General features: G+C 45.8%; 27 protein-coding genes and 1 tRNA gene. 26 read left to right on the forward strand and 2 right to left on the reverse strand.

Annotated features, from left to right (window positions below; all coding sequences use genetic code 11):
- Nucleotides 1-7: 7 nt before the first annotated feature.
- From B2U56_RS06115 to B2U56_RS06220, 22 genes are all read left to right on the forward strand, one after another.
- Entirely contained in the window at nucleotides 8-637 is a 630-nt protein-coding gene (locus B2U56_RS06115) for a head-tail connector protein (protein ID WP_286952801.1), read from the forward strand.
- Entirely contained in the window at nucleotides 634-960 is a 327-nt protein-coding gene (locus B2U56_RS06120) for a head-tail adaptor protein (RefSeq protein ID WP_286952802.1), read from the forward strand. Before B2U56_RS06115 ends, B2U56_RS06120 begins: the two co-directional genes overlap by 4 nt.
- Nucleotides 924-1,355: an HK97-gp10 family putative phage morphogenesis protein gene (locus B2U56_RS06125; protein WP_286952803.1), complete on the forward strand. Its 432-nt coding sequence runs from the start codon at nucleotides 924-926 to the stop codon at nucleotides 1,353-1,355. Before B2U56_RS06120 ends, B2U56_RS06125 begins: the two co-directional genes overlap by 37 nt.
- Nucleotides 1,352-1,705, forward strand: a complete 354-nt coding sequence (locus B2U56_RS06130; RefSeq protein ID WP_286952804.1) for a DUF3168 domain-containing protein — start codon at nucleotides 1,352-1,354, stop codon at nucleotides 1,703-1,705. Before B2U56_RS06125 ends, B2U56_RS06130 begins: the two co-directional genes overlap by 4 nt.
- Before the next feature lie 41 nt (nucleotides 1,706-1,746).
- Entirely contained in the window at nucleotides 1,747-2,163 is a 417-nt protein-coding gene (locus B2U56_RS06135; RefSeq protein ID WP_286952805.1) for a phage tail tube protein, read from the forward strand.
- A 12-nt stretch (nucleotides 2,164-2,175) separates the two neighbouring features.
- Entirely contained in the window at nucleotides 2,176-2,853 is a 678-nt protein-coding gene (locus B2U56_RS06140) for a hypothetical protein (protein ID WP_286952806.1), read from the forward strand.
- Complete coding sequence (locus B2U56_RS06145) at nucleotides 2,850-3,173, forward strand: hypothetical protein (RefSeq protein ID WP_286952807.1); 324 nt, start codon at nucleotides 2,850-2,852, stop codon at nucleotides 3,171-3,173. Before B2U56_RS06140 ends, B2U56_RS06145 begins: the two co-directional genes overlap by 4 nt.
- A 179-nt stretch (nucleotides 3,174-3,352) precedes the next feature.
- Nucleotides 3,353-3,511, forward strand: a complete 159-nt coding sequence (locus B2U56_RS06150; protein WP_286952808.1) for a hypothetical protein — start codon at nucleotides 3,353-3,355, stop codon at nucleotides 3,509-3,511.
- Complete coding sequence (locus B2U56_RS06155; protein ID WP_286952809.1) at nucleotides 3,492-6,098, forward strand: phage tail tape measure protein; 2,607 nt, start codon at nucleotides 3,492-3,494, stop codon at nucleotides 6,096-6,098. Before B2U56_RS06150 ends, B2U56_RS06155 begins: the two co-directional genes overlap by 20 nt.
- Nucleotides 6,099-6,101: 3 nt before the next feature.
- Nucleotides 6,102-6,440, forward strand: a complete 339-nt coding sequence (locus B2U56_RS06160) for a phage tail protein (RefSeq protein ID WP_286952810.1) — start codon at nucleotides 6,102-6,104, stop codon at nucleotides 6,438-6,440.
- Nucleotides 6,441-7,007 (forward strand): hypothetical protein, encoded by a 567-nt coding sequence (locus B2U56_RS06165; RefSeq protein WP_286952811.1) that lies wholly within the window; start codon nucleotides 6,441-6,443, stop codon nucleotides 7,005-7,007.
- Nucleotides 7,008-7,375: 368 nt separating this feature from the next.
- Nucleotides 7,376-10,261: a phage tail protein gene (locus tag B2U56_RS06170; RefSeq protein ID WP_286952812.1), complete on the forward strand. Its 2,886-nt coding sequence runs from the start codon at nucleotides 7,376-7,378 to the stop codon at nucleotides 10,259-10,261.
- Between the two features lie 15 nt (nucleotides 10,262-10,276).
- Entirely contained in the window at nucleotides 10,277-11,536 is a 1,260-nt protein-coding gene (locus tag B2U56_RS06175; RefSeq protein ID WP_286952813.1) for a hypothetical protein, read from the forward strand.
- Complete coding sequence (locus B2U56_RS06180) at nucleotides 11,536-11,826, forward strand: hypothetical protein (protein WP_286952814.1); 291 nt, start codon at nucleotides 11,536-11,538, stop codon at nucleotides 11,824-11,826. Before B2U56_RS06175 ends, B2U56_RS06180 begins: the two co-directional genes overlap by 1 nt.
- Nucleotides 11,823-12,209 (forward strand): hypothetical protein, encoded by a 387-nt coding sequence (locus B2U56_RS06185; protein ID WP_286952815.1) that lies wholly within the window; start codon nucleotides 11,823-11,825, stop codon nucleotides 12,207-12,209. The genes B2U56_RS06180 and B2U56_RS06185 overlap by 4 nt, the downstream gene beginning before the upstream one ends.
- A gap of 135 nt (nucleotides 12,210-12,344) precedes the next feature.
- Complete coding sequence (locus B2U56_RS06190; RefSeq protein ID WP_286952816.1) at nucleotides 12,345-12,905, forward strand: N-acetylmuramoyl-L-alanine amidase family protein; 561 nt, start codon at nucleotides 12,345-12,347, stop codon at nucleotides 12,903-12,905.
- Complete coding sequence (locus B2U56_RS06195; RefSeq protein ID WP_213690765.1) at nucleotides 12,905-13,150, forward strand: hypothetical protein; 246 nt, start codon at nucleotides 12,905-12,907, stop codon at nucleotides 13,148-13,150. The genes B2U56_RS06190 and B2U56_RS06195 overlap by 1 nt, the downstream gene beginning before the upstream one ends.
- A 4-nt stretch (nucleotides 13,151-13,154) precedes the next feature.
- Nucleotides 13,155-13,364 (forward strand): hypothetical protein, encoded by a 210-nt coding sequence (locus B2U56_RS06200; RefSeq protein WP_213690764.1) that lies wholly within the window; start codon nucleotides 13,155-13,157, stop codon nucleotides 13,362-13,364.
- Between the two features lie 5 nt (nucleotides 13,365-13,369).
- Nucleotides 13,370-13,714: a hypothetical protein gene (locus B2U56_RS06205; RefSeq protein ID WP_213690763.1), complete on the forward strand. Its 345-nt coding sequence runs from the start codon at nucleotides 13,370-13,372 to the stop codon at nucleotides 13,712-13,714.
- 1,165 nt (nucleotides 13,715-14,879) lie between these two features.
- A complete protein-coding gene (locus tag B2U56_RS06210; protein ID WP_213700568.1) occupies nucleotides 14,880-15,269 on the forward strand; it encodes a (deoxy)nucleoside triphosphate pyrophosphohydrolase in 390 nt (129 codons plus the stop codon).
- Nucleotides 15,270-15,354: 85 nt separating this feature from the next.
- The gene (locus B2U56_RS06215; RefSeq protein ID WP_273313204.1) at nucleotides 15,355-15,738 is read left to right on the forward strand and encodes an ASCH domain-containing protein; all 384 of its coding nucleotides are present in this window, start codon (nucleotides 15,355-15,357) and stop codon (nucleotides 15,736-15,738) included.
- Between the two features lie 113 nt (nucleotides 15,739-15,851).
- A complete protein-coding gene (locus B2U56_RS06220) occupies nucleotides 15,852-16,361 on the forward strand; it encodes a C-GCAxxG-C-C family protein (protein ID WP_013048640.1) in 510 nt (169 codons plus the stop codon).
- A gap of 515 nt (nucleotides 16,362-16,876) precedes the next feature.
- Here the strand turns inward: B2U56_RS06220 and B2U56_RS06225 are convergent.
- Entirely contained in the window at nucleotides 16,877-17,563 is a 687-nt protein-coding gene (locus B2U56_RS06225) for an aspartate/glutamate racemase family protein (protein ID WP_286952818.1), read from the reverse strand.
- A 70-nt stretch (nucleotides 17,564-17,633) separates the two neighbouring features.
- Nucleotides 17,634-17,867 (reverse strand): hypothetical protein, encoded by a 234-nt coding sequence (locus tag B2U56_RS06230; protein ID WP_286952819.1) that lies wholly within the window; start codon nucleotides 17,865-17,867, stop codon nucleotides 17,634-17,636.
- A 579-nt stretch (nucleotides 17,868-18,446) separates the two neighbouring features.
- Here B2U56_RS06230 and B2U56_RS06235 point away from each other — a divergent pair.
- From B2U56_RS06235 to B2U56_RS06250, 4 genes are all read left to right on the forward strand, one after another.
- Nucleotides 18,447-19,484: a type II TA system antitoxin MqsA family protein gene (locus tag B2U56_RS06235; protein ID WP_286952820.1), complete on the forward strand. Its 1,038-nt coding sequence runs from the start codon at nucleotides 18,447-18,449 to the stop codon at nucleotides 19,482-19,484.
- Between the two features lie 118 nt (nucleotides 19,485-19,602).
- Nucleotides 19,603-19,679: transfer RNA gene (locus tag B2U56_RS06240), tRNA-Arg, on the forward strand.
- A 912-nt stretch (nucleotides 19,680-20,591) separates the two neighbouring features.
- Complete coding sequence (locus tag B2U56_RS06245) at nucleotides 20,592-20,996, forward strand: hypothetical protein (protein WP_286952821.1); 405 nt, start codon at nucleotides 20,592-20,594, stop codon at nucleotides 20,994-20,996.
- A gap of 726 nt (nucleotides 20,997-21,722) precedes the next feature.
- Complete coding sequence (locus B2U56_RS06250) at nucleotides 21,723-24,869, forward strand: AAA domain-containing protein (RefSeq protein WP_286952822.1); 3,147 nt, start codon at nucleotides 21,723-21,725, stop codon at nucleotides 24,867-24,869.
- The last annotated feature ends 93 nt before the right edge of the window (nucleotides 24,870-24,962 follow it).

Consider the following 24,962-nt stretch of genomic DNA (forward strand, 5'->3'; position numbering starts at 1 on the left):
ACAACCGATGGAGCTGAAAGTAATTACCCCTCCGGCGGCTGAACCTCTCTCGACTGCGGAGGTGAAGCTCCATCTCCGCGTAGACCACACATCAGATGACACCCTCATCACCGCCTTGATCGTTGCGGCCCGGGAGCACGTGGAAAACTATCTCGTCGGAAGTCTCGTAGAGCAGACCCGGGTCGTCTACCTCTCCTCGTGGCCATACGACCCCTTCCGTCTCCCCTGCGGCCCGGTGCAGTCAATCGAGTCCGTGAAATACACGGACAGCGATGGTGCAGAGCATACCGTGAGCACTGACCTCTATTACCTCTCGCCCGGTGGTGAACTCTGCCTCGAGCCGTTTGAATCCTGGCCGACAGCGCGGCTCCGTGGACCGGGTGCCATCGAAATTACCTATACCACCGGGTATGAGCCTGTGGTCACGGTCATTCCCGGCGAGGAGGAGGGCGACCCTGATACGGAGGAAACGGACTACGACGCGAACATACCACAGGCGATAAAACAGGCCATGCTCCTGCTGATCGGAGAATGGTACGAACAGCGGGAAGCGGCCGCCGACACGAAATACGCCATACAGACCATCCCGTGGGGCGTGAAACAGTTGCTCGCCCCGTACCGGGAGGCGACGGTATGAGCCGGATAGGGGAACTCTGCGACCGTATCGACATCAAGCGGGAGAAGCGCACAACGGACGGAATGGGCGGCTGGACGGTAAAAGATACGGCGGTCGCCACCGTCTGGGCGGGGGTCAGGGTACCGGCTTCCCGTGACGGAATACTCGCAGGGGCGGACGCGGAGATCCGGACGCACATTGTCCGGATACGGCAGTCCGCCACCACCATGACCGTGCAGATAAATGACGTGGTGCTCTGGAGGACGTTCCGGCTCATCGTCAAGGCGATCCGTCCGGAAGGGCGCGAGTGGCTGGACCTCGACTGCCAGGTGGAACTGCCATGAGCCATCCAATAAATATCAGAGTTGAGGGGACTAATGAACTTATCCGCGACCTTCGGAAAGCGCGTATTGATGTTCAAGAGGACGCACGTAAGGTACTGAAGGAAATGGCGGACAAAATTGCCGATGATGCACGCCGGAGAGTTCCTGTTGACACCGGGGCATTGAGAAGAACCATCAGACCATGGGTGTCAAAGAAAACCCTCGATGCTTCTGTGTCAGCAGGAGGTAAATCTGGTGGGGTAGACGTTTATTACGCTCACTTCGTCGAGCACTCGACGAAGAAAAAACCCGCCCGTCCTTTTCTGTACCCCTCCGGCCGCGCCCACGAGCAGGAAACGGAGGCGAGGCTGACCGCCGTGATGTATGAGGCGTTGCGCAAGGGGGTGGAGGGATGAGTCATCTAACGGTGGGGCAGGCAGTCTATACCGCCCTGACCGGGAATACGGCTCTCATGGCGAAAATCACAGGTGTCTATGACGTGGTTCCGGAAGGGACGGACGGTCCATACATCGCCCTCGGATATCAGCAGTCCCTCCGGGGCAGGATTATCAACGAGACGGAGCGGAATTGGTACTACGACCTGGACATCTGGAGCAGCTACCAGGGCAGGAAAGAGGTGCTGCAAATCGCCGACCTTGTGCGGGCGGCACTCCCGTCCGAGTGGTTCTACGAGGAGCTAACAGTGCTGAAAGACCCGTCCGGCTGGTATCACGGCGTACTGACAATCAAGGGATACGATAGATAAGCCCCTCCATGCGAGGGGCCTTTTTTTGAGGAGGTAATCGAATGAGCGCAACTGCTGCGAAATATAGCGTTCTGAAATTGACGGTGGGCGAGACTGCCACGGCGCTGGGGGAGGTCCGGAGTTACAGCATTGAAACAGCGCTGGGAACCATCGACGCGTCTGTACTCAGCACCACGTGGAAAAACTACCTTGTGGGGCAGTCTAGCTGGTCGGGAACCCTGGAGTGTTTTTACGACCCGACGGACGCAGCGCAGGCGGACCTGGTGAGCAAGGCGCGGGCCGGGACGCTCTGCACTCTCACGGTGCAGCCCCTTGGGGCCGGAGAGGGAAAAACGGAGCTTGTGGGCACGGCGTACATCACGTCCATGGGCATCTCCGGCGCGACGGAAGACGCGGTGGGACTGAGCATTTCCTACCAGGGCACAGGCGAGCTTGCGCTGAACGCCAACGCCTCTTAGGGTGGTGACGGCATGAGCGCAATAGCGGCAAAAAAGGCCATCGTCAGGCTCGATGTCGCCGGGGTGGCGGTGCCTGTGGGGGAGGTTCGGTCATTCTCGATTGAGACTGCCCTCGGGACCATCGATGTGTCAACGCTCTCCACGACCTGGAAAAATTTCCTCGTGGGGCAGGCGGGCTGGTCGGGCACCATGGACCTGTTCTACGACCCTACGGACGACGGGCAGGAGGAATTGGTCGCGCGGGCGCTTGAGGGCACCCCCATGGAATTTACGTTCCTACCCTTTGGCGCGGACGAAATCTACGACCTCGACCTGGGCGGGGCCAGCGGCGGTACGTTCACCCTGGGCGACGGGGACACGATCATAACAGATGCTCTTCCGTACAACGCCACTGCGGCCGCCATACAGACCGCACTCCGGACAGCCTACGACGACACCGGAATCCTCGTGGTGGCGAACGGAGCGGATTTTGTCATTTCATTCCCCACCGGGGTGGAGGCGGAACTCACCCTCGGAAGCGCATCCCTCATCGGGGCGACAGATCCGGCGGTGGAACTCCGCGACGAACTGGCGGAGTACGTAGGGACAGGCCATATCACAAACTGGTCGCCTTCGGGCGCAACCGAGGACGCGGTTGGTGTATCGATTTCCGTCCAGGGAGACGGGGAATTGGAGTTGAACCCGGCATGAGTGTGAAAGAGAAAATCGGTGAACTGAAATACGGCGTGAACGCACTGAGGGCACTCCAGGAGCAAATCGGGAAATCGCCTGCGGACATCCTCACCGGAGGATTCGACGGGCGTGACATGGAACTCGGCACGTCCATTATCTGGGCGGGGATGCTCTGGGATAACAGAGACCTCACTCTCGACGAAGTGGGAGATCTCCTCGACTCCGAGGAGAAACTGTACATTGATGCGCTGGGCGAGGCGGTCCCTAAATTCCTCGCATCGTTCAAACGGGTGTTCGGGCTGCCTGACGCGGTCGCGGAGGAGAAGGGAAAAAACTGACGGCGGGGGACTGGGAGAAGGCGGCACAGGAACTTACGCTGATCGCTCTCGGTCCCCTGCGGCTCACTCACGAGGACCTCTGGCGGCTCACCTGGGGCGAAGTTGACGACCTCATTTATGCCTGGAGGTACTCGGAATATCTGGAGTCACAAAAACGGGCACAGCACGCGGCCTGGATAATGAACGCCTGCGGCCGGCTGAAGCATCCCGTCCGGACAAACGACCTGGCCGGGTACTGGGTGGACGGGGAAATTATGAGCAAGGGCGAATATCACGAACATCTGAAAAAACGGGTGAAGGCCAGGAGGGGGGATAAGAGTGGCGAAGAAAAAGATTAGATACATGTTCGGCGCTGACGTGACTGAACTCGAGCGTGGTCTGAAGCGGGTGGAGTACAAGCTCGGCAAGCTGAGCGCGAACGCACGGCGGTTCGGCTCGGCCATGACCCGCAACGTCACCGCCCCCCTCGTGGGACTCGGAGCGCTGGCGGTCCGGGAAGCCGTGAAATTCGAGTCCGCATTTGCCAAGGTGAAAAAATCCGTGGGCGGAACGGAAGCGGAGCTGAAGGCTATGGAGCAGGGCATCGTCGAGATGTCCAAGACCATGCCCACGGCGGCGGAGGAGATCGCACGGGTGGCGGCGTCCGCAGGGCAGCTCGGCATCAAGAGACAAAATATCCTCGGCTTCACAAAGACCATGATCCAGCTGGGCGAGACGAGCAACATGTCCGCAGACGAGGCTGCAGACTCGCTGGCTCGTTTTGCGAACATAACCCAGATGAGCCAGAAAAACTTCGACCGGCTCGGCTCGACAGTGGTTGCCCTAGGTAACTCTCTGGCCACGACTGAAAAAGAGGTCGTGGAGATGGGTCTCAGGCTCGCTGGCGCGGGTAAACAGGTGGGCATGACCGAGGCGCAGATGCTGGCTCTCGGCGGCGCTTTGTCCAGTGTCGGCATCGAGGCGCAGGCTGGCGGCACAGCGTTTTCGAAATTGATGATTGAAATGAAGCTCGCCACCGTTAAGGGCGGGGATGCGGTTAAAGATTTTGCCACCGTAGCGGGGATGTCGGTACAGGAATTTTCCACCCTGTTTGAGCAGGACGCCACGGGAGCAATCATAAAATTCATCCAGGGACTTGCCAGCTTAGAGGGCACCGGCATGACGGCTATCGAGGTGCTCGATAAAATGGGGATCACAGAGATCCGTCTCCGGGATGCCATTCTGAGGGCGACTGGGGCAAGCGAGGTATTCACCAACGCGGTCAAGCTCGGCAGCGAGGCGTGGAGGAAAAACAACGAACTCCAGGAGAAGACCGCGATATTCTATCAGACCACAGAAAAGCGGCTTGCCATCCTCCGGAACAACATCGCCGCGACAGGGCGCGAGATAGGAGAGACGCTGACTCCGAGTTTAATGGTTGTGGCTAATCGGGTCGCTGCGTTGACGAAGAGCTTCTCCGAACTCTCTCCCGAGATGAAGACGAACATCGTAAGCTACGGGCTTTACGCCGCCGCCATAGGTCCTGTTCTGTTGGCTATCAGCAAGCTTACACGGTCTCTCATTCTCACTTCTAAAGCGTTGAGGATGTTTACTCCCGGCGGGATTGTCGCTACGGCTACTGTCGCCCTGATAGCGATTGCTGAGTCGTTTGAGGGTTCGGCGGAAGCGGCGGCGAAATTCAACAAGGAAATCAACGAGATGGACGTTGGGAAGCTCCGCGAGCTGCAATCGCTCGGAACCGGCGGGCTGTTCGGGGCGGAGGGTTGGAAAGGCTCCATTGCTATCGCGTCCAAAGAGCAGGCGACAATGAAGCTGGCGAAGTCTCTTGAACAGTACGACAAAGACTCCGTTTCACGGCAGAGCGGAAGCGTGATAAGAGGCACAAGGGAAACTCCTGTAACGGCGGGAACTCAACCTCAAGTAACACCGGAAATACAGGCGATTCTCGACACCTTCAAAAAGTCCGAAGAGGCGATGAAGAAGGTAGGTTCCCAAGGGAAAGCGACGAAACAGGTCTTCGATGAAATGACCGTTTCGCTTGCCAAGTCTCTTGGCATCTCAAACGAAGAGGCGCAAAAGAGAATCGAATCCTCGAAAAAAATAGGGGAGCAGACCGGCAAGGAAATAGAAGCCCTCAAAGAGCGTCAAAACCTCATGGAGGAGACAAGAAACATCGCTCTTGAACTTAATCAGACCTTCGCTTCCGAGGACGCGGCGCGTTCGCTGGAAGCCCTGCGGATGCAGCTCGACATCGGCAATATCGGATTGGAGCAGTACAGGGAAGCCCTCACGAAAATCAGGGAGCAGTTCGCCATGTTTCCCGGAGCGGTAGAGCAGATCGACTCCGCAATGACGGCGCTCGATATCTCTATACAGGCCAGCACGAGGACGCTGGGGAGTTTTGTCCGCGAGGCTGAAACAGCACTCAGGGAAAAATTTATTGAGGTACCTGACCTAATTTCTAGTGCATTCGCCGGGGCCATAGCGTATGGTGAAGATCTGGGTGATTCATTGCGGCGTCTGGCGCAGGACATCGCATATGCTGTAATCAAGGGCACCTTGCTGAAATCGATTTTTGGGTTGTTCGGCTTCGCCGACGGCGGCGGCGCGGGCGTGAATATCGTGCCCTTCGCAAATGGCGGTATCGTGGACCGGCCGACCATATTCCCCATGGCGCACGGGCTGGGGCTCATGGGTGAGGCTGGGCCGGAGGCTGTCATGCCATTGACACGGACAACAGGCGGGGAACTAGGTGTACAGGCTGAAGGCGGTGGCGAGACGCATATCACCATGAACATCAACGCCGTAGACAGTCAGTCATTTATTCAGATGCTGAGAAACAACAAAGCTGCCGTGGAATCCCTCGTTATCGAAAATATCTATCGCAATGGCTCTGTCCGAAAAGCCATACAGCAGGGGGTGTAGTTGATGGCTGAGACATTCAGCGTTATACCACAGTATATCTGGGAAGTTGGCTACAGCCATAACGTCCTAAAGACGACCTTTGAAAGCGGGAAAACTCAACGCAGATATAAGGGGGCAAAGCCCAGAGAGTGGAATCTGACATTTAAGGGTGCATGGTCAACCGTAGACGATGTTGTGACGTTTTATAACGCACGGAAAGGCAGTTATGAGGCGTTTAACTGGACACCGCCGGGCGAAAGTACAGCTATATCAGTCACATTTAAGGAGAGCTCTTTAAGTATGACACGCCACGGTCTGACCTCTTTCGGGGAATGTTCCGTAATTATAGAGGAGGTTCTCTAAATGAGCAGGGCAAGCACACGAGTCAAGACCGAGATAGCGCAAGCTGAGATTGCGCCGATACTGTTTGTCAGGATATTGAACATTCCGAGCGTGGCGAATCCCGCTGTTAAGGAGAGCCTGTACCTCACCGATTGCGATTTTGACCCTGTAACGCATAGCAGGACAGATATTAATTGGTTCAACGAGTCAGGGACAGCGGAAACTTATTACTCATGCGGTGTCAAGTTTGAGCAAGTCCAGGTCTCAACAGATAACACGATAGAGACATCGACAATCAGCCTTGACAACGTGGACAGGACATTCTCGGCATTGGCGCAGTTTTATAAACTGAACGGCGTAGAGGTTCACGTGTTCAGAGGATTCCGTGACCTTTTGGCATATCCGGACGGAGCGCAATTACTCTTTGTTGGACACATTAAAAAGGCGGTTATAACCGAGACTGCTATCAATGCGGAAGTTTGGGCTGACTTTAGCCTTAAAAAGAAATGCCCACGGCGGTTCTACTGTATCAACGACTTCCCTTATATCCCTGCCGCAAAAGATGTCAGGCGGGTCTACCGTGGATAGGTTAATCGGTATTCCGTGGGGGTCAGGTAATCCACCCGAAGAAGCGGATTGTTTAAGTCTGGCGATATATGCACAAAAGATTTTATGGGGCAGAAAAGTTGAACTCGGAGATATTGATACATGTTGGTATAACAAGGATTTAAGACAGTTTTCACACAGAATTATAGAGATAATACCGCGATTCTGTAACGAAGTAGATAAGTTTCAAGTTGGGGACATGGCAACGGTCGAGACAATCGGCTACTGTCATGTCCTTACTCTTGTAGATGAAGGGCTAGTTCTTCACACGGGGCTAAACAGCGCAAGCAGGATCAGCAGATATAGACCGTTGAAGGGTATCCGATTCTGGAGGTTGAGGGGGTGAGTGAGTGGCCACATTAATTGGTATAGCAATAGGCGAAACAGCCTTAACATTTGCGACTGGCTTCGCCGCGCTGATTGAACTTGTGTCAATCGGTTCGCTATTTATGTCGCAGGAAATAGACATCGGCGAGAACAGCCCCTCTTATGCCTTCGGGCCGCTCCAGAATACAAAAACTCAAATGCTGCCGATTCCGATTATCTACGGCGGTCCCGTGAAGGTAGCAGGCAACGTGTTTTACGAGCGTTTTCTTGATGCGGGAAAAACAAGGGTCATCAGGTACATCGGCATCTCAGAGGGTCCAGTTGAGAGCATTTATGATGTATATGCGAATGAATTTAATATTAACGATCCGTTTAATGGGCGGGCGGTAATTTATCAACGAAAACAGCTAGTAAAACAAACCTATTATGATAGGGAGCAGGGTGAAGAGCGTATCCGTTATGTATGGGCGTTTGTCAACTGCTCAAAGTCCCAATATCTCTCACAGACCGATGAGAACATGCGCCGTATCCTTGATACAGACGGCAAAACGGTTATCACAATGCCGATAAAAGACTGTTCGGCGTCAGTATATCTCAACACGACCTCGACCACACGAGACAGCCGTGACCCTAGCGGACGTAGACCTTACCCGAACGACCTCGCTTTTGTAGCGGTAACGCTCAAAGCGCAGGAAAATCTAAGCGGCAATCCAGTAATCACCTCAATGGTCAAGGGGATGAAAATTTGGACTCCGACAGGGACAAAGTTCAGCCGCAATCCAGCATGGATAATAAGGGACTTTCTGACCAATACAAGATACGGTTTAGGTATCCCATCAGCCAAACTCGACTATGCCTCATTTCTTGCGGCGGCGAATTATTGTGATGGGCTTATAGGAGGACTTCCGAGGTTCAGCCTTGATTACATTATCGACACGCAGAAGTCGGCTATAGACATCTTATCCGAGATGCTGGCTTGTTGCCGTGGATACGTTCTGCACCGTGAAAAAATAGGGCTTTACATTGACATGCCCGCTTCGACTTATTACAAGAAGGTTGGGCTTGACCAGATAGTAGAAGGCTCATTCTCATGGTGGCAGAGTGCGGATGAGGACATCTTGAACAGGGTAGTTATTGAGTGGGTAGACCCTGCTCAGAGTTACGAATTGACCACGACAGTGTTTGAAGATGTCGCTGATATAAACGCAAGAGGTGTTTTCGAGCGGTCATTCTCACTTCGTGGAATCACTAACAGCGCACAGGCCGGGCGCATGGGGGCTTATATCCTCGACAGCTCTCAGGGAGTTCGCAACTTCTGCACATTCAATCTTTCGCTTAAAGACGCAGACGTTGAGGCAGGAGATGTTATTGCGCTGACTCACGACCTGCCGGGATGGGTTGACAAATGGTTTAGGGTTATAGCCGTAACAGACAATGACAGCACGGACGACCTAATTACAGTGTCTTGCTCTGAGTATGTCGCAGAGATATACAACGACAGGGCGTTAGACGTGCCTGAGAGGATCAACACTCAGCTAGATGACCCAACTAACCCGCCCAACGTGGCAAGGGTAGCACTGACGGAAGACGGATATAAACTCAGGGATGGTACTCATGTCGCCTCGGTTTTTGCAACGTGGCCTCCTGTTGACATCGCATCCAGATACAGGGTGTCCTACTCCTACAACGGCGGGGCTTATACCTACTGGCAGGATGTGCCACAGGGAACAGCTCCGAGTTGTGAAGTAAGTAATGTGCGAATCGGCAACACGATAACCGTTAAAGTCGAGACCGTAAACAGCTGGGGGTTCAGCTCAACAGGCACAGTAAGCACACCTTATTACATTAAAGGCATTGATTCGCCGCCGCCCGACCTGACACGCTTCACGGCGGCGCAGAATGGCTCCCACGTCACGTTCTCAGGCTTAACGCCAACGAACATCGACTACAACAGAGTGGAAATAAGGCGTGGCGGCACATCGTGGGAGACTGCGAGTGCTTACGCTGTAGTGCGCACTTTCCCGGCGACCGTTGAGGGATTATGGGATGGCACACATGTATTTTGGGCAAAAGGCGTTGACAACGGCGGCAACTACTCAGTCAACGCCGTCAGTTCCGTTTGCAATGTTTCAGGAATGAATAATTACAAAAACATCGTGCTGAACCGAGACGATATAAGTAACAGCACAGGCATGACCCTTGATGGACTGTACATGTCCGAGCAAGGGTATTTTATTGCCGAATCACGAATCAGATACATGGACTTGCAGGACACGTACTCAGAACTGCTGATTGAGCATTATGGAGTGGCTCAGGACTACACAGAGCTTGAATCAGACGTAATTGACACGCTCAAAGTAGGTAATACTGGGATTCTGTATGATTTTGTCTGGCAAGTTTTATTTGGCTCAACGCCGACCTACGGCGACATTGGCGAGCGCATATACAGCGAATATCCGACAGACACTTACGGCCGTATCACAATGCCCGCCATTGAGACGATCGACATCAGATTCAGTGATGACAACGTTACATGGTCGGACTGGGTTCCGTACCTGTCAGGAGAGTATGCGTTTAGGTATATCCAGTACAAGTTAAAACTCAGTTACACAAGCACAACAGCGCACGTTGAAATCACAAAACTACAGCAATATTATGACGTGCCTGACATCACCATCTCCGAGGTGGTCAGCGTTCCGAGCGGAGGGTTGACAGTCAACTTTGTCAATGATTATGACAAGGATTTCTACGCCACGCCAACCGAAATTACAACAACGGTAATAGGCGGCTCAGGAAATGTTTTCCCTGATGTTACGTTGCTTTCCGAGGCGGGGCTTACTCTCAAATGCTACAACCGCACGGGGGCGGCAGTATCAGGGCAAGTTCAATTAGTTGTTAAAGGATATTAAAAAGGAGGTTAAAAGATGGCTCAGACATACATTTCAGATGTCCCTGACGGGACTACTAATATTTTGCAGGACAACATTAACGGTCGCAACAACGAGAACACATTGAGGTCAAGTTTCAGCGGTACAGCTTTTCCAGACACGCCAGTTGCGGGACAGCATTGTTACCGCACGGACACAGGAATTGAGCACATTTATGATGGTACGGCATGGATTGAGGTTGCGGCAACAAACACGCTGGGGCTTGACGTAGCGGCGGCGAAAGGGACTCTAAGTAATCTCTCGTCACGTCTAAACGTTAGCATTAACCCTGACGGAACACTAAAAGACCCGACCACAGCGAACGTTGACGAGTTCAAGGTGTCAAATGTAACGCCGACTTACGTTGATGCGACTACGTTCAGCGTGCCTGACGACCTGACAGGAATATTCACGGCGGGGCGAATACTCAAAATTACTGACGGTGCAGAGATTAAATATCTCTCTGTTGTGTCGAGTGCGTTTGACACCGTTACGAATGTGGTGATAGACGGCACTATTACAGCCTCTATCAGCGCAGTTGATTACTCGTTGGCTCAGTATGGGTTGCCAAAAGCCTCTGAAACCGTCAAAGGCGTAGTTGAACTTGCCACACCAGACGAGGTTAAACAAGGCACGGACAACGAACGTGTAGTTACGCCTGCTGGATTCAAAGCGGCTTTCGGCGAGTTCTATCCGACAGGGCTGACTCCGACATACGTTGCCTCTAATAAATTCAGCGTCACAGGTGACCAGACGGCAATCTTTACGAAGGGCAGAGTCCTTAAAATCACTGGCACAGGAGGCGTGGTTTATGCGGTGGTTAGTGCATCAGTTTATGACACCGTTACAACCATAACCGTGGCAGGTAATATAATAAACAACGGAATATCGGCTGTGCTGTATGCGGTACAACAGCATACGAGTGCAATTTGGGAAAGTGGTTCAAATGCGAACGGAGAGTATGTAAAGTTTGTTGATGGTACGATGGAGTGCTATTTAAACCAGACTGTAACTAATCAAGCAATTAATGGTGTATACGGCAGTCTTTATGTAGGAAGCAGGGATTGGGTTTTTCCATGTGAGTTTTCAGTTGCGCCCGTTGCGATAAATCAATCAAAATGGGGATCAAGCGGTTCTTGGTCGAGCATATCTCACCCAACCACAACATCGTGTGCCTTGAGTTTTCTCGATATTAATCCCCGTGCGACAGGGACATCAATGGTGATTGTGTCATTTGCAATCGGGAGGTGGTACTAATGTTGATTAATCTTAGCCCAATAAGAGACGATAGAACCCTAGAAGTATCTAAGGTTGGTGACGCTCTCACAATAAACGGTGATACCTATGATTTTTCACAGTTGCCAGAAGGTGCAACATTACCACGTGAGGCAATTGGTTGTGAGTTTATTCTCTCAGATGTAAACCGCATCAACGGAGAAATCGAACTGACAATATTACTGCCACACGGTGCCAACGCATCGCATGAAGCGAGATTCCCAGAGCCGCTTACTGTAACAAATGACGGAGAGGTGGTGTTGCCGGAATGAGTATTGATTGGACAAAGGTAATTACAGTTGAGGACAAGTTTGAACAGGCACGGGAACGCAAGTACAGTGAAATCTCACGGTCGCACAAAGATCATGTCGCAGGAAGCGTTATGACCTCCCTCGGCTTCCCTATGCAGTTCGACATGAAGGACAGCATCATGGTGGAAGGGGCCATCAAGATTGCACAGGCAAGTGGGGCAACTACAATTTACCTCACCGATGCCAACGACGTGAGCCATTACGACATTCCCCTTGCCGATGCCCAGACCGTGCTTCTGGAAATGAGTACTGCATTTGCACAGGCGCATGCGAAGAAGCAACTGCTTCGGTATGATATATCCGAAGCGCAGACCCAGAGTGATCTGGACAGCATAAGCTGGTAGCTGATCGAGGCGGCGGAGTCGCCTGAGGAGTTGGAGGAGATTATGTGGTAGCGAGTCAGTCCCAGGATTTCTGGCCGCTCCTGCTCACAGGGGCGGTCATTTTTATTGCGGTAATGATACTGAGGATGTGAGGGTATGCGCATAGTCATCGATCCCGGCCACGGTGGGAAAGACCCGGGGGCCGTGGGGCCAAAGGGCAAGAAAGAAAAAGATGTCGCCTTGGCGGTGTCACTGAAATTGAAAAAACTGCTCGGACCAAAACACAAAGTCCTCCTTACACGCCGGGGGGACTTTTTTGTTGGGTTGAACGACAGAGCTATTATGGCTAACGCCTTCAATGCGGATCTCTTTTTGTCGCTTCATTGCAACGGATCAGCTTCCGCACGGGCAAGTGGTTTTGAGGTATGGACGAGCCGTGGAAAAACAAGGGCTGATGATGTCGCTACGAGTATATCGAAAGCGTGGGCGGAAGCATTCCCTGATGTAGTGATCCGTGGAGACTGGAGCGATGGAGATATTGATAAGGAGTCCAATTTTTGTGTGCTTAGAAGGACATCTATGCCAGCAGTTCTTATCGAACTGGATTTTATTACGAATTCAAAAATGGAGACGCTCCTTTCAAATGCTGCGTATCAGGACTTAATGGCAGTTGCACTCTTTAGAGGAATAGAGGCAGCTTTCAAGGAGGGATCTTGATGACTGAAGACAGCAAGATTCTTTTGGAGATCCGCGACCGAACCGCCAGAATTGAGCAGCGGCTCGATGACAGGGATAGGCAGATGGCCGAGCTATCTTCTGATCAAGAGGGGCAGCATGCAAGAATTAGTGAGCTAGAACGGCAGTATGCAGGGCTCAAGGCGTGGATTACTGCTGCGGGGGTGGTTGGTGGCGTCATCGGATGGACAGCACATTCTCTATTCCCAACTTTCTTAAGGAAGTGATTCCATGTTGAACTGGATAGGGTCAAGGCCTTTGAGAAAGCCTTTAGCGGTTTATGCTGCGGTGCTGGTAGGAGGAGTTTTAATTGCATGCAGAGTTCAAGGTGTTGACGTGCCGCCTAATACAGCAGAACTCTTGAAGTGGTTCGGAGGAATTACCCTAGCAGCCTATTATGCATCATCAAGCTACGAAGCCACAAAAAAGGCAAAGGAGTGAGGGGCATGTTCACAAATAAGCAGCTTAATTGGATATTGATAGGGCTCGCCATTTTGTGCGTGGCTTTTTTTTGCTGGACTTTTTATTCTCTTACTCGCATTCCTCAAATTCCCGAAGCGAAGCAACATACAGATCACCAGGTAAAAGAACTCCAAGAAGAGCTTGAAAGGCTAATTGCCACGTTCGACGAAATAGAGAGAAAAACGAAAACGGAGGTGAAAATAATCCGTGAGAAGACGATTAAAAAAATTGGCGTGTTGCCTCCTGATGATGTCGCTCGCGGCCTTAATGACGAGCTCGTCAAGTTTCGCAGAATGGAAGTATGTTCCCAAGGGGTGGATAGCCCCTGAAGCGGGGTTTTGGGGAAATGAGACCGACGGTCGGGATACTCTTACATTAATTCGAGCATACAGGGTAGAATCGCAAGCTTGGGAAAAAGCTTACGAAAATCTTAAGGGCGAGATCCTTAGTCACCAAAAAACCACAAAGGAACAACTAGAAGATCTCAAAATGCAGCTAGATGAGGAAAGAAAAGCCTGGAAAGAAGAGATACAAAGCGATCAAGCGAAAAACAAACTCTATATTTTACTGGCCCTCGGCGTAGGGTATGTAGTAGGAAATTAAGGAGGCATCTAAATGAGTTTCGCAGATATAGCTGGAAAGGGTTGGTCTTATGTTGGTCTGATTCTTGCGTTGCTGACCATGGGGAGCTTTATATATAAGGATAAAAAAGGAAAGTGGCCTTGGAATAGATAGATTTTTGTTGCAACCCCCTAGTAAGCGCCCCAGAGAAAAACACTATGATTTATAGCCCTCTCTGGGGCGTTTTTTTATTCTGCTGTTTTATTTTTAGGAAGTCCTACCAGGCAGGCTTAGAAAAAATGGCGAGTATAAAAAAAGCCAATATAATGATGTAACAAATTTTTTTTGCCATTATATCTTTTCCTCCTTTTATTTAATTGCTAATAAAAGGATATAAGTTTTAGGGGGGCACAAACAAGTGATGGAAATTTATGAACGCGTGAGAAAACGACCTCTCATTTTACACTAGAACACGGTAAACTTTTTGAAGAGGTATCAATAGTTGTCTTGATAGGTTAAATTCAACAGTGTGAGTGTTTATGGCCTATTTGGAGAAATGGTAGGAAAATGTCAATTCGATACGGTTTTATTTTTAAAGAGGTGTTAAAATCTTTAAAGAAAAGTTATTATTTACCGTTTAATTTAGTCGCTAAGTACATTAGCGTAACCGGACACAAAACCGGACACAAAATAAAAGCAAAAGATATTAACCCATTAATTGCAATGTTTTAAACTTGTTGTTTCTTTCCCTCTCTCTCCGCCATTTAATATAAAGCTACGAAAGCTCAGGCTCTTAAAAGCCTGGGCTTTTCTTTTTGTCTTTAGTACTTCCTTTATATATTTGTTATGATAATAACTATCGTAGGGGCAATAACAAGCTATTAACGAAACTTAACCGAATAAGCGCATTTCTAACCGCAATAGGAGCCCAAAATGTCTGAACGAAAAAAAGTTACAGCAGCCGTGATCTTCAAAAACGGAAAAGTTTTAGTAGCGCAACGTAGTCCTGAAAGCTCTCTCCCAAACAAGTGGGAATTTCCAGGCGGCAAAATGGAAGAAAATGAAACTCCGGAAGATTGCCTTAAAAGAGAAATTCGGGAAGAGCTCAATATTGACATTAAAGTCAAAGAATACCTCTGCTCATCGTTTTTTGATTACAACCATATTTCTATAGAACTCATGGCCTATACGTGTGAATGGCAGTCTGGCAAACTTAAAAATAATGAACACCAGGCCCTGTCGTGGCTCAATCCAGAAGAGTTAAGGGGACTTGACATGGCCCCCGCAGATTGGCCCATAGTGGAATTTATTTTAAAGTCGTAATGGGCACTATACTTCATTGATTAGCTTTCGCTTTACTCACTTCATCTCTTATAAGGTAACAAAGAAGCAATAAGGAGGGGATAATATGAAAGCTTTATCGGTGCTTCAACCCTATACGTCTTTTATTTTATGGGGTGACAAAACTGTGGAGTGGAGATCCTGGAGAAGAAAATATAGGGGTGATCTTCTTATCTGCTCATCAAAGCTATGGGCAGATATTCCTGAGGTTGATGATATACCAGACGAGTCTCTAGGTTTGTTCCCTCTTGGTTCTGCTTTGTGTGTGGTTGAACTTTACGATATTGTTCCTTTTGAAGAAAAACATTTCAAGGCAGCGCTTTTTGACGAATTGCCGAATCCAGCGGGATATGCGTGGCTCTTGCGAAATGTACGCCCGGTAAAGGCCTTTAATGTTCGTGGAATGCCAGGCTTATTCGAAGTAGAGGATAACCTGATAAAATACCTTTGATTGTCGAGTCTATATGCCATGCTCTATTAAATCTTGCAACGTGCTAAGATTTAAATCAATGAACAATTATATTTTAGCTGTATTTTCTAATGACAAGCAAGGAGGGACCATTCATGGAAGCAAAGGACCTCGAACTGTTACAAGTTAAAGCTTCTGAACTGGCAGCGAAATATGAGCGAGAATATGGCGGCTGTTCCCAGTGTGTGCTTGCCGCCATAAAGGAAACTATTGGTGGAATTAGTGATGATGTGTTTAAGGCTGCGACTGGTTTGTCCGGTGGTATAGGGCTGACAGGCAATTCATGCGGTGCTCTTACAGGCGGTGTAATGGCATTGAGTTGTCATCTTGGCCGTGATTATGCTCATTTTTCTGATCCTGGCGGAGAACGTTTCAAAAGCTTCCGTTTAGCAGATAAACTACAGAGTAAATTTGAAGAGGAATTCGGAACTTCAGAGTGTAAAGGCATTCAAACAAAAATAATGGGCAGATCCTTTGATTTAAGGATTCCTGATGAAAAGGCCGCTTTTTTAGAAGCTGGCGGTCATGATGACAAGTGCCCGTCAGTTTGTGCTAAGGCAGCAGCTTATGTAATTGAAATCCTGCACGAAGAAAACCTGATTTAGGAATGGTGCTTAATAAGCTGAAGAGCGATTACGGTATGCAACACAAAAAAGCTCCGCCTGGCTCGATGCAGCCGGGCTATACTTGCCCGGTGAAGGAGCCTTGCGGGGCTTGAGGACTACCAGTCCTCTACGCAAATTGTAAAAACAGAGGCCGATCTTGTCAAACTAAAACGACAATTTCCATCTTTTTATCAAGCTGAAGCCCGCGGCTTCTGTGACTGGAGCGGCAAGTTCTAGCATTAGATAGGCTTTCTGGTTCTACCCGGGGGGCAAATAGTTATGGTCCATCTTTGCGCAAACTTTTATCTCTTTCATAAGTATTCCTCCTCCTTTTTTAAATCTCAAATGTTTTTCATTTCTAAAAACCGCCTTTGCTACGTTTTTATCAAATATATTTCTAGTGTAACAATGAGCAGCGACAACTTATGTCAGTGCAGTAAATATCCCCAAATAAAAAGTCGCATCGGTCTTTTTTGACCATGCGACTTTCTCTCTATCTCTGTTATATGTGCCACTTAAGCAGCTAGCGAAAATTCCAAAGCAGCTTTAGCATGTAATGTTAATGTATCCAACAGCTTTAGATGAGAGTGTTCCTGATTTAACAACAATGGGAGTTCGGTACATCCCAAAATAACTCCTTCAACATTATAACTACTAATAATTTCCAGCATTCTGGATCTGGTCTTTTCTGAAAATCTATTAATCACCAGTTCTTGAAATATAATTGAATTTATCTCGTCTTGATGATTTTCCGTTGGTGTTATCACTTCAATATCGTATTTTTCAAGCCCATCTTGATAAAATCTCCCCTGCATAGTGTATTTAATCCCAGTTAGTAAAACCTTTTTAAGGTTGAGCTCAACTGCTTTTTTTGCTGTCGTTTCAACTATGCTTATTATCGGGAGTTCAACTTTTTCTACGACCTTATCAAAAACTGAATGGGGAGAATTTGCTGCCATAATTGCAAAATCGGCTCCTGCACTTTCTAATGATTTGATTCCTTTAACTATGTAGTCGATGTATTCTTCAGTTCTTCTTTCATTCTCAAGGTCAGTAAAGTATTGAAAATCTAAGCTCTTGATAACTATTTCGGGGTAATAATAGTCCTTGTCCCGTTCATAATACAAATCAGTGATCGTTTTGTAATATTGTATTGTGGACGCTAAGCTTATTCCTCCAAGTATTCCAATACTTTTCTTCATTATCTATCCTCCGGATTTTGCAGTTTTTTAACGTCTTAAATTGGGTGGCTCCTTCAAAGAAAAAGGCCTTTTATGGCTTCTCCTCAACTATAATTCGGTATTCACATGACGTTTGATTAATAAGATTTTCTAGAAGCTCTGAGGGATCGGCTCCGTAAATGGCAGTTTTTTCTCTCGTTCCTTCCTCTGTGTTGCTTTGATAAAGCACGAAATTTTCGCCTTCTTGAATAGCGTAATACCAGGTAAAAGTTTTGCCTTCGCTATCTATTTTTCTGTAAATGGTGGAGTCCTTTTTGTTTGCCATAAAGATCACCTCCTAAGATATTCATAAGTATAGGATAACATGATTTGAAAGTACTGAGAAAGAACACAAGACTGTCAACAGTAAACATGAGACACTATTTCTTGTTTGACCAAGTATAAATAGTGGCATATAATTTACATCAAAAGATAACATCAATTGATGTAAGATGGTGAGTGCTATTTCTGACCCATTGCCAGTAGTTTTATTTCTTTTACATGCTAAGCGAGCTCTTATATCAGAGGAAAACAGGGAAATTATACCTAGAGAAAAGAACGAAGTTTTTTTAAGGAAGTACTTATTGCGATTCCAAGATGTGTATGATCTTTGCCTAAAGTTGACACCGCAGGATTACTATTCGTTTCCAGTAGAAGATGACAACTTAAAATATCCAAGCAAAGTGTGCGTCTTTAAAATTGTTACAGAAATTCATTCCGATCAAGTAAAGATATATGTCAAACTTAAGCTAAGTCCAGATTGTAAGCATTGTAAGGTTTTATCTTTTCATGAATTTGACGAATTTTAAAGAAAAGGATAACCAAGCTTTAAGTTTTTGAAGTGTAATAGGGAGGGGGCTATATTATGCTTAAATATGAATGTTCGAAATGTGGGCGAACTTTCTCAAAGAAAGTTTTAAGAGCATTCACAAAAATATTTGAAATAAAAGGGGAAAAAATTAAGGTTAGTTCCAATATCCATTTTTGCCCTTATTGCAATGAGCCTATTGGCGACAAGCTCTACGCTGCTTTGCTTGACAAAGCATACGAAGAGTATAGGAAGAGAAATGCTCTTATGTCTGCTGCTGATGTTGTGGATATTCGAAAGCGTTATAAATTATCACAATCGCTTTTTGCGCGTTCTCTTGGTATTGGAGAAGCTTCTCTTCAGAGATATGAAAAAGGTTCTATTCCAAGCCAATCGGTACATACTATTTTAGAGTTAGCGAAAAACCCAGATTCCTATTTACAAATTTTAAACCAACATAAATCTCTAATGTCTGTGGCAGACTACGAAAAAGTAAAAAGCGCTATTATTAGTGCAATGGAAACTAACATTGATTGTTCTTCTGAGAAGGCTAGGTATTTGGAGTGTGAATTTTGTGGGACTGATAAGCAACCTAATTTATTAAATGGGTTTCAGGCGTTTTCTCTTGAAAAGCTCAAATGGGTCGTAGTTTATCTTCTCTCTAAGATGGGGGAAAGGGTATCATATTTGAAACTGAATAAACTCTTATTTTACTGTGATTTTTATGCCTTTAAAACCTTAACTCGCTCTATTACAGGGCTTCAGTATGTTAATATGCAATATGGCCCTGTTCCTGGAGGAGCATTCAGTTACACGATATATGAATATTTAAATGAAGTTGGTGCCTTAGATATCGATATAATTGAATGTGAGGATGAAAAAACTCAACATTGGATTTCGCTTCCTCAAAATTCTTCGCATTGTGGCCTTTTGTCTGAGCGAGAAAAGAAACTTATTGATGAGGTTTTAGAGGCGTTGGGCCCTCTAAAAGGGAAAGAGTTAACTAACCTATCACATGAAGAAATTGCTTATACTAAGACTTCTAATAAACAAAAAATATCGTATGAATATGCACTTGATTTAAAAGCTATCTAAATGGTGGTCTATGGGATAGTGCAGGGTTTTTTATAATGGAAGAAAATGAGGTAAAATATTCCCTAAAGGTTGCATGAATGCCTGTTCCGTGGTAATATTTCCTGCGTTCAAGATATACGTGCCAGTAGCTCAGATGGATAGAGCGTCGGTCTACGGAACCGAAGGTCACGGGTTCGAATCCTGTCTGGCACGCCATTTGGATATCACCGCTCTTTTTTAAAGAGCGGTTTTTTTGTTGTCTAAAAATGAAGACCGAAACATTGCAACTGATGAATAACTTTCACAACGACTTTATTAGCGCAAAAAACCGGCGTTGATTAGTAGTGTCAATATTTTCCACATATTTTCAGATAAAAAGATGCCGCTGTCCCCGGAAGGATGTAGAGTTTTATCTTCGACAGGGTGAATATCCGTATGTTTACCTCGACGGGATCTGGCTGAAAAGGAATTCATCCTCTTGCACATATGAGAAAAAGAAAAAATTCCCCCTCCAGGGAGACGCTAAAATCTTGGGGCTGAAAATAAACATACGAAAGAATATTGACACTATCTCTGCTTGTTTGACACCCCTGAAAAGATGAAATATACTGAACACGGTTCGCTGGAATTCGAAACAGGAGCAGGGGAAAGTTCAGTGTTTGCAATCTTTAAGAAGATTATTGCTCTTGGCTAGTCTATGGAATCGAAGGTCACGGATTCGAATCCTGTACGGCGTGCCAAAGAAGATTCTAACTTAGGTTCTTATTTCATAACCATTGTAGCGTTTATCTACAGAATTCTGTATCTCCTTTATCTTGTTTTCTTCCTCGGGAAAATGACAAAAACATAAAGATCTAGCGAAAAGCCTTCCAAAAGTTCAAGACAAGAAAGACACAAAATATTCCATAAAGACTTTGCTGGGGAAAATATAAAAGAGAATCCGCTTCGGCTCTCCCCCAAACATTCCCGCAGCACGGGCTTAAGCCCACAAAAACCACCTTCCCAAATGAGGCCCTGATTTGGGAACTGTCTTTTCATCCATGTTGAAAACAGACATCAATTAGAGTATTCTCTATATCATTAATAATTAAATATGGATCCATTGAAAAGGTAAATGGGATACTCTTAATGGCAGCAGAGGACAAATTACTTTCTTCAAGACGTATTACGGAACTTGGCGCCACAAGGGGGCTCATAATGATCCTTATGGCCCAGGACCATTCAATGGTCTTGATATCCAAGATTCATACCTCTGAGATGTGGGCAAGACTCTTGTCTGATGATTACGGCGGTTCCTTGCTGCTCTTTTTCACCAGGTGGATCTCTCATCTCTGTGCGCCAGGTTTTGCCCTGCTCATGGGCGCAGACATGATCCTCTTCGCTGAATCAAGAAAAAAACCCGGTTGGGAGACAGGTTCCGTGATCCGCCATTTTCTGATAAAGGGCTTTATTTTAATTATAGCATCTCTAACTCTTGAAGATATATTATGGAACTGGGGATTCCTGCTGAGGCTGGGCTGCTGTTTCTCATAAAATATGGTACGCTATATTGTATGAGATACTGCACAAAAACTGAATAAAACTGAATAAAACAAGCAGAGTGATATGCAGCATAACCAGAGAAATTGTAATATCCAATGGCGAGACTGCTGTCTCTGAAATGTAATTCCCATTACTATAATGGGAGATTGTTTATATGCCAACGTGGGAGGAAGTCTCGAAGTCAAAAGAGATCTATCCCCCCTGTTGATGCCAACGACAAAAAAGAATATAAGATCAGAGGTTGTGGTCTTTCAGAAATTCTTAGTAAGGTAGATTTTTTCCTGTCTCGAATAGGTTGAACAAATCCGATAGTGAACCCCTCTTAATATAAGTTCCAAACGCAGCAAATATAATGTATCAAGAAAAAGAGAAAGGGATGGAATATCTCCATCATATGTCAACTTCTGCTATCATTAGTTTCCATGCATTTTTATTAATGGAACAAAAAAATTGTGTTACATATAGTTTTTCATTTTATGGATTGATTTGAAGAAAAGGGTATTCCTTATAGATGTTCTCTTTGTTTTGATGTATCAGTTTTTTATTTTTTTACACATCACATAAAGTGGTGAATTCAAGATGTTACTTGAATACGTTCTTTTGTTCATCAAATGACTTTGCCATATTAGATTAAATCCTTCTACCAGTGTATACCAGGGAGTTAGTTGAATAAATATATTAAAACTTTTAAACAATAGTTCTAAAAGGAGTCTTGATATGAATATCCCTACTACCGACGTTAAAATTGCAGAATGGTTTAATGAGTCGATTCTCAAGGAAATAGATTGCCTTCAAAGAGAAGGGGCTAATCGTTCTTATGAGTTGTTATCAGGAAAAGTCAAAGAAAAGATTTCGGAAAACCAATTGATTATGGTATTTTCGCTTGCAGATGGATTAAGGATTCCTGAGGATGCAAGAGGCAAAATAAAATTTGAGGGAGAAGAGCTAACTGCGACTGTTCTTGCTCAAAATGGGGATAGAATTACTATCTTGCTAGAAGGTTTTTCTCTGCCAGAAAATGGTTTGTTCCGATCAATGTTCATAATTGATACCACAGAAAACCTGAGGCTTCTTTCTGAAAGACTTGAAGAAATATCCCAAAAAGAGAGGCAATTAGAATCTCCTTTCCCTGTGAAAATATTCCATCCATTAGATTCAAATAATGAACTACGTTCTATTGAACAGAAAGGATTGCTTCCTGACCTTGACGAAAAAACTAAAAAGGTTATTGATGCATGTTGTTCTAAAGAAGTCAGCTATTTATGGGGACCTCCAGGAACAGGGAAGACATTTGTAATTTCACAATTAATTTCTAGACTTATTGAAAATGGCGAAAGGGTTATTCTTATGTCTCATACGAATACGGCAGTGGATAACGCTTTAATTGAAACGTACAATCGCTCATTGAAAGATAGCAGGTGGATTTCTAAGCGAAAAGTCATAAGAATTGGGAAAGCAGTCAAAAATGAAGTTCCAGAAGAAGTCCAGTTAGATTGGATAATAGAAGAGCGGGCTAAAGATATTAAAATCGATGTGATGAAAAAAGAACTTCAACTACAGAAAGTTCAAAGTGAACGTAAAATGATTCAATCAGCAATTGAATCAAAACAAAAGGAACTTGCCTTAGTTGAAAAGGTGCAAGAAATGGACAAACAATGTAATTCTTTTCAAGGTTACATCGAACATCTAAAGGATGTGGCGAAAGGGTTAGAGAAAGAAAGATTACAGTTAGAAGAGGAACTTCAAAAAGCGAGAAATGCTTGGCTATTCAAGAATAATAAAATAAAGCGTGCCAATGATAAGTTGGAAAACGTACGATTTAAGTTACAAATGAACCAGGAAGAAATTGATATCAAGGAAAGAGATCTGTACAGTGCTTCCGATACAAAGGCTAATCTGGAGAACCAAGTCCGAAGACAAAAGCAAAATAATCTTGGGATACCAGATATTGATTCATTAATAGCCGAACAGGATAAAATTCAAAAAAAAATAGAAGAGTACCAGGCCAAGATTCAAGAGTTAAGGCAAAAACTGGATCTTATAATGAATGATGTTATTGAGAAAGCTCGCTTAGTATGTTGTACACTTACAAAAAATTACAGAGATTATGAATTTAAAGATGAAGTCTTTGATGCTGTAATCGTCGATGAGATATCTATGGCATTACCCCCTCTTCTTTTCTTAGCAGCCGCTAGAGGAAGGAAAAGAGTAATTTTGGTCGGAGATTTCTTGCAGTTGCCTCCCATTGTGCAAAGTGAAGACTCGCTAGTTTCAGAACGCTTAGGTGTTGATGTTTTCCATCTTTCAGGTTTGGTAAAGGATTTTAAACCAGTGAGGTGCAATAAATGTCTCGTCAAACTAGACACTCAAAGGCGAATGTTACCACAGATCGCTGAAGTAGCACGAGATTTGGTTTATGTAAGTTCCGGCTTGAAATTAAAGGATCACAGCGTCACCAAAAATCGATTAAAAGATATAGATAATAATAAATCAATCAGATTTCTTTCTCCTAATCCTCTAACTATTGTTGACACTTCAGACCTAAAATGTTGGTGTGGCAAACAATCAGGAAGCTTAAGTAGATTCAATTTATATAGTGCAAAGCTTGCTGTTGAAATAGCTTCTTTTGCTCTTAAGGAAGGAGATCTTTCTTGTAGAAATGATGAGAATTATGTTGCGATTGTGACTCCCTATTCAGCCCAAAAACGATTGATTAACAAACTGCTTCAAGATATGGATATGGACAAAAATGTTGCGGCAGGTACTGTTCATACCTTTCAAGGTGGACAGGCAGAGATAGTTATCTTTGATTCAGTTCTTGAGAATCCTTACTGGTCTTCAAGACTTACTACACCAAAAGATACTAAAGATGTAAAAAGAGATTTTAACGTTGCAGTAACGAGAGCGAAAAACAAATTTATTTTTCTTGGTTCCTCAGAGTGGTTAAATAGCCACGCAAAAAACACCAGTGCAATGGGACAATTCTGGGAAATGCTTGTAAATAAGGCAGATCTTATATCAGTAGATGAATTTTACCAATCTTGTAGTTCATGCAAATCATTTAATGAAGGAATGAATGAGCCATTAAGATTACCTCTGAGATCTGATTTCCCCTCAAGTCTTGTAATTCTAGACGAATCTAATTTTTTTGACTACTTTTTGAAGGACCTTTCAAAGGCACAAAAATCTATTTTTGGGTTAGCTCCTTTTTTTGGCGAATATAGATGGTCTAAGATTCAGCCCTTTATCCATAGCGCGCTTCAGAGAGGGGTAGAAGTAACAATATTAACTCCGCCTTTAGGTGAAGCAAGCAATGCTTCATATGTGAAAAATGTAGTTCGTAATTTAAGGGATTGTGGAGCTGTCGTACATTATTCCAGTGGATTGCATGGGAAGGATATAATTATTGATGAGAAGATTATTTATACAGGAAGTTTAAATTGGAGTAGCAGCAGAGGGAGAACAGAGATTATGAGAAGGTTTCAGGCTCCTGAACATGCGAAACTTACTTTAGAGTTTTTACAGGCGAAGCATATACGAAAGAATTCATTCTTCGAAGATGGCAGCGCTAGGGTATGCCCTCTCTGTGGCTCAGAGTTGCAGATCGTGAACCAGAAAAGACAACATGGAAAATGGGATCAGCAACCCTTCAAATATGGCTGTACAAATAAAGCATGCGAAGGTTATCTCAGAAGTATTGAAGAAAGGGCACCATTTATCAACAAGCCTGTATGCCAGAAAGATGGGAAAACAAAATACCGATTGAAAAAAGTTGGTAGAGGAGAAAAATGGTTTTGCCCTAAACATCCTAAAGGGTGTCCCTCGTATAAATATGTTGTGGGTGATTTAGAGATTAATAGATAAGAATTTGCAATCTGAAGTTTTTCTTTTGTTATTCTTTTTTAAGAATTCAGTTGCCTGATTAAGGAGAATCAGATATGTTTGCTTTTCAATTAG

It is taken from the genome of Aminobacterium sp. UBA4987 (genome assembly GCF_002396985.1).
GTDB classification, from domain to species: Bacteria; Synergistota; Synergistia; order Synergistales; family Aminobacteriaceae; genus Aminobacterium; species Aminobacterium colombiense.

Excerpts from the sequence above, each read along its gene's own strand:
- B2U56_RS06150 (WP_286952808.1), top strand. The coding sequence starts at position 3,353 with ATGAACGCCTGCGGCCGGCTGAAGCATCCCGTCCGGACAAACGACCTG.
- B2U56_RS06130 (WP_286952804.1), top strand. The coding sequence starts at position 1,352 with ATGAGTCATCTAACGGTGGGGCAGGCAGTCTATACCGCCCTGACCGGG.
- B2U56_RS06225 (WP_286952818.1), bottom strand. The coding sequence starts at position 17,563 with ATGAAGAAAAGTATTGGAATACTTGGAGGAATAAGCTTAGCGTCCACA.
- B2U56_RS06205 (WP_213690763.1), top strand. The coding sequence starts at position 13,370 with ATGTTCACAAATAAGCAGCTTAATTGGATATTGATAGGGCTCGCCATT.
- B2U56_RS06215 (WP_273313204.1), top strand. The coding sequence starts at position 15,355 with ATGAAAGCTTTATCGGTGCTTCAACCCTATACGTCTTTTATTTTATGG.
- B2U56_RS06185 (WP_286952815.1), top strand. The coding sequence starts at position 11,823 with ATGAGTATTGATTGGACAAAGGTAATTACAGTTGAGGACAAGTTTGAA.
- B2U56_RS06220 (WP_013048640.1), top strand. The coding sequence starts at position 15,852 with ATGGAAGCAAAGGACCTCGAACTGTTACAAGTTAAAGCTTCTGAACTG.
- B2U56_RS06160 (WP_286952810.1), top strand. The coding sequence starts at position 6,102 with ATGGCTGAGACATTCAGCGTTATACCACAGTATATCTGGGAAGTTGGC.
- B2U56_RS06210 (WP_213700568.1), top strand. The coding sequence starts at position 14,880 with ATGTCTGAACGAAAAAAAGTTACAGCAGCCGTGATCTTCAAAAACGGA.
- B2U56_RS06165 (WP_286952811.1), top strand. The coding sequence starts at position 6,441 with ATGAGCAGGGCAAGCACACGAGTCAAGACCGAGATAGCGCAAGCTGAG.
- B2U56_RS06120 (WP_286952802.1), top strand. The coding sequence starts at position 634 with ATGAGCCGGATAGGGGAACTCTGCGACCGTATCGACATCAAGCGGGAG.
- B2U56_RS06135 (WP_286952805.1), top strand. The coding sequence starts at position 1,747 with ATGAGCGCAACTGCTGCGAAATATAGCGTTCTGAAATTGACGGTGGGC.
- B2U56_RS06195 (WP_213690765.1), top strand. The coding sequence starts at position 12,905 with ATGACTGAAGACAGCAAGATTCTTTTGGAGATCCGCGACCGAACCGCC.
- B2U56_RS06230 (WP_286952819.1), bottom strand. The coding sequence starts at position 17,867 with ATGGCAAACAAAAAGGACTCCACCATTTACAGAAAAATAGATAGCGAA.
- B2U56_RS06175 (WP_286952813.1), top strand. The coding sequence starts at position 10,277 with ATGGCTCAGACATACATTTCAGATGTCCCTGACGGGACTACTAATATT.
- B2U56_RS06140 (WP_286952806.1), top strand. The coding sequence starts at position 2,176 with ATGAGCGCAATAGCGGCAAAAAAGGCCATCGTCAGGCTCGATGTCGCC.
- B2U56_RS06115 (WP_286952801.1), top strand. The coding sequence starts at position 8 with ATGGAGCTGAAAGTAATTACCCCTCCGGCGGCTGAACCTCTCTCGACT.
- B2U56_RS06180 (WP_286952814.1), top strand. The coding sequence starts at position 11,536 with ATGTTGATTAATCTTAGCCCAATAAGAGACGATAGAACCCTAGAAGTA.
- B2U56_RS06200 (WP_213690764.1), top strand. The coding sequence starts at position 13,155 with ATGTTGAACTGGATAGGGTCAAGGCCTTTGAGAAAGCCTTTAGCGGTT.
- B2U56_RS06190 (WP_286952816.1), top strand. The coding sequence starts at position 12,345 with ATGCGCATAGTCATCGATCCCGGCCACGGTGGGAAAGACCCGGGGGCC.
- B2U56_RS06245 (WP_286952821.1), top strand. The coding sequence starts at position 20,592 with ATGGCAGCAGAGGACAAATTACTTTCTTCAAGACGTATTACGGAACTT.
- B2U56_RS06145 (WP_286952807.1), top strand. The coding sequence starts at position 2,850 with ATGAGTGTGAAAGAGAAAATCGGTGAACTGAAATACGGCGTGAACGCA.
- B2U56_RS06235 (WP_286952820.1), top strand. The coding sequence starts at position 18,447 with ATGCTTAAATATGAATGTTCGAAATGTGGGCGAACTTTCTCAAAGAAA.
- B2U56_RS06250 (WP_286952822.1), top strand. The coding sequence starts at position 21,723 with ATGAATATCCCTACTACCGACGTTAAAATTGCAGAATGGTTTAATGAG.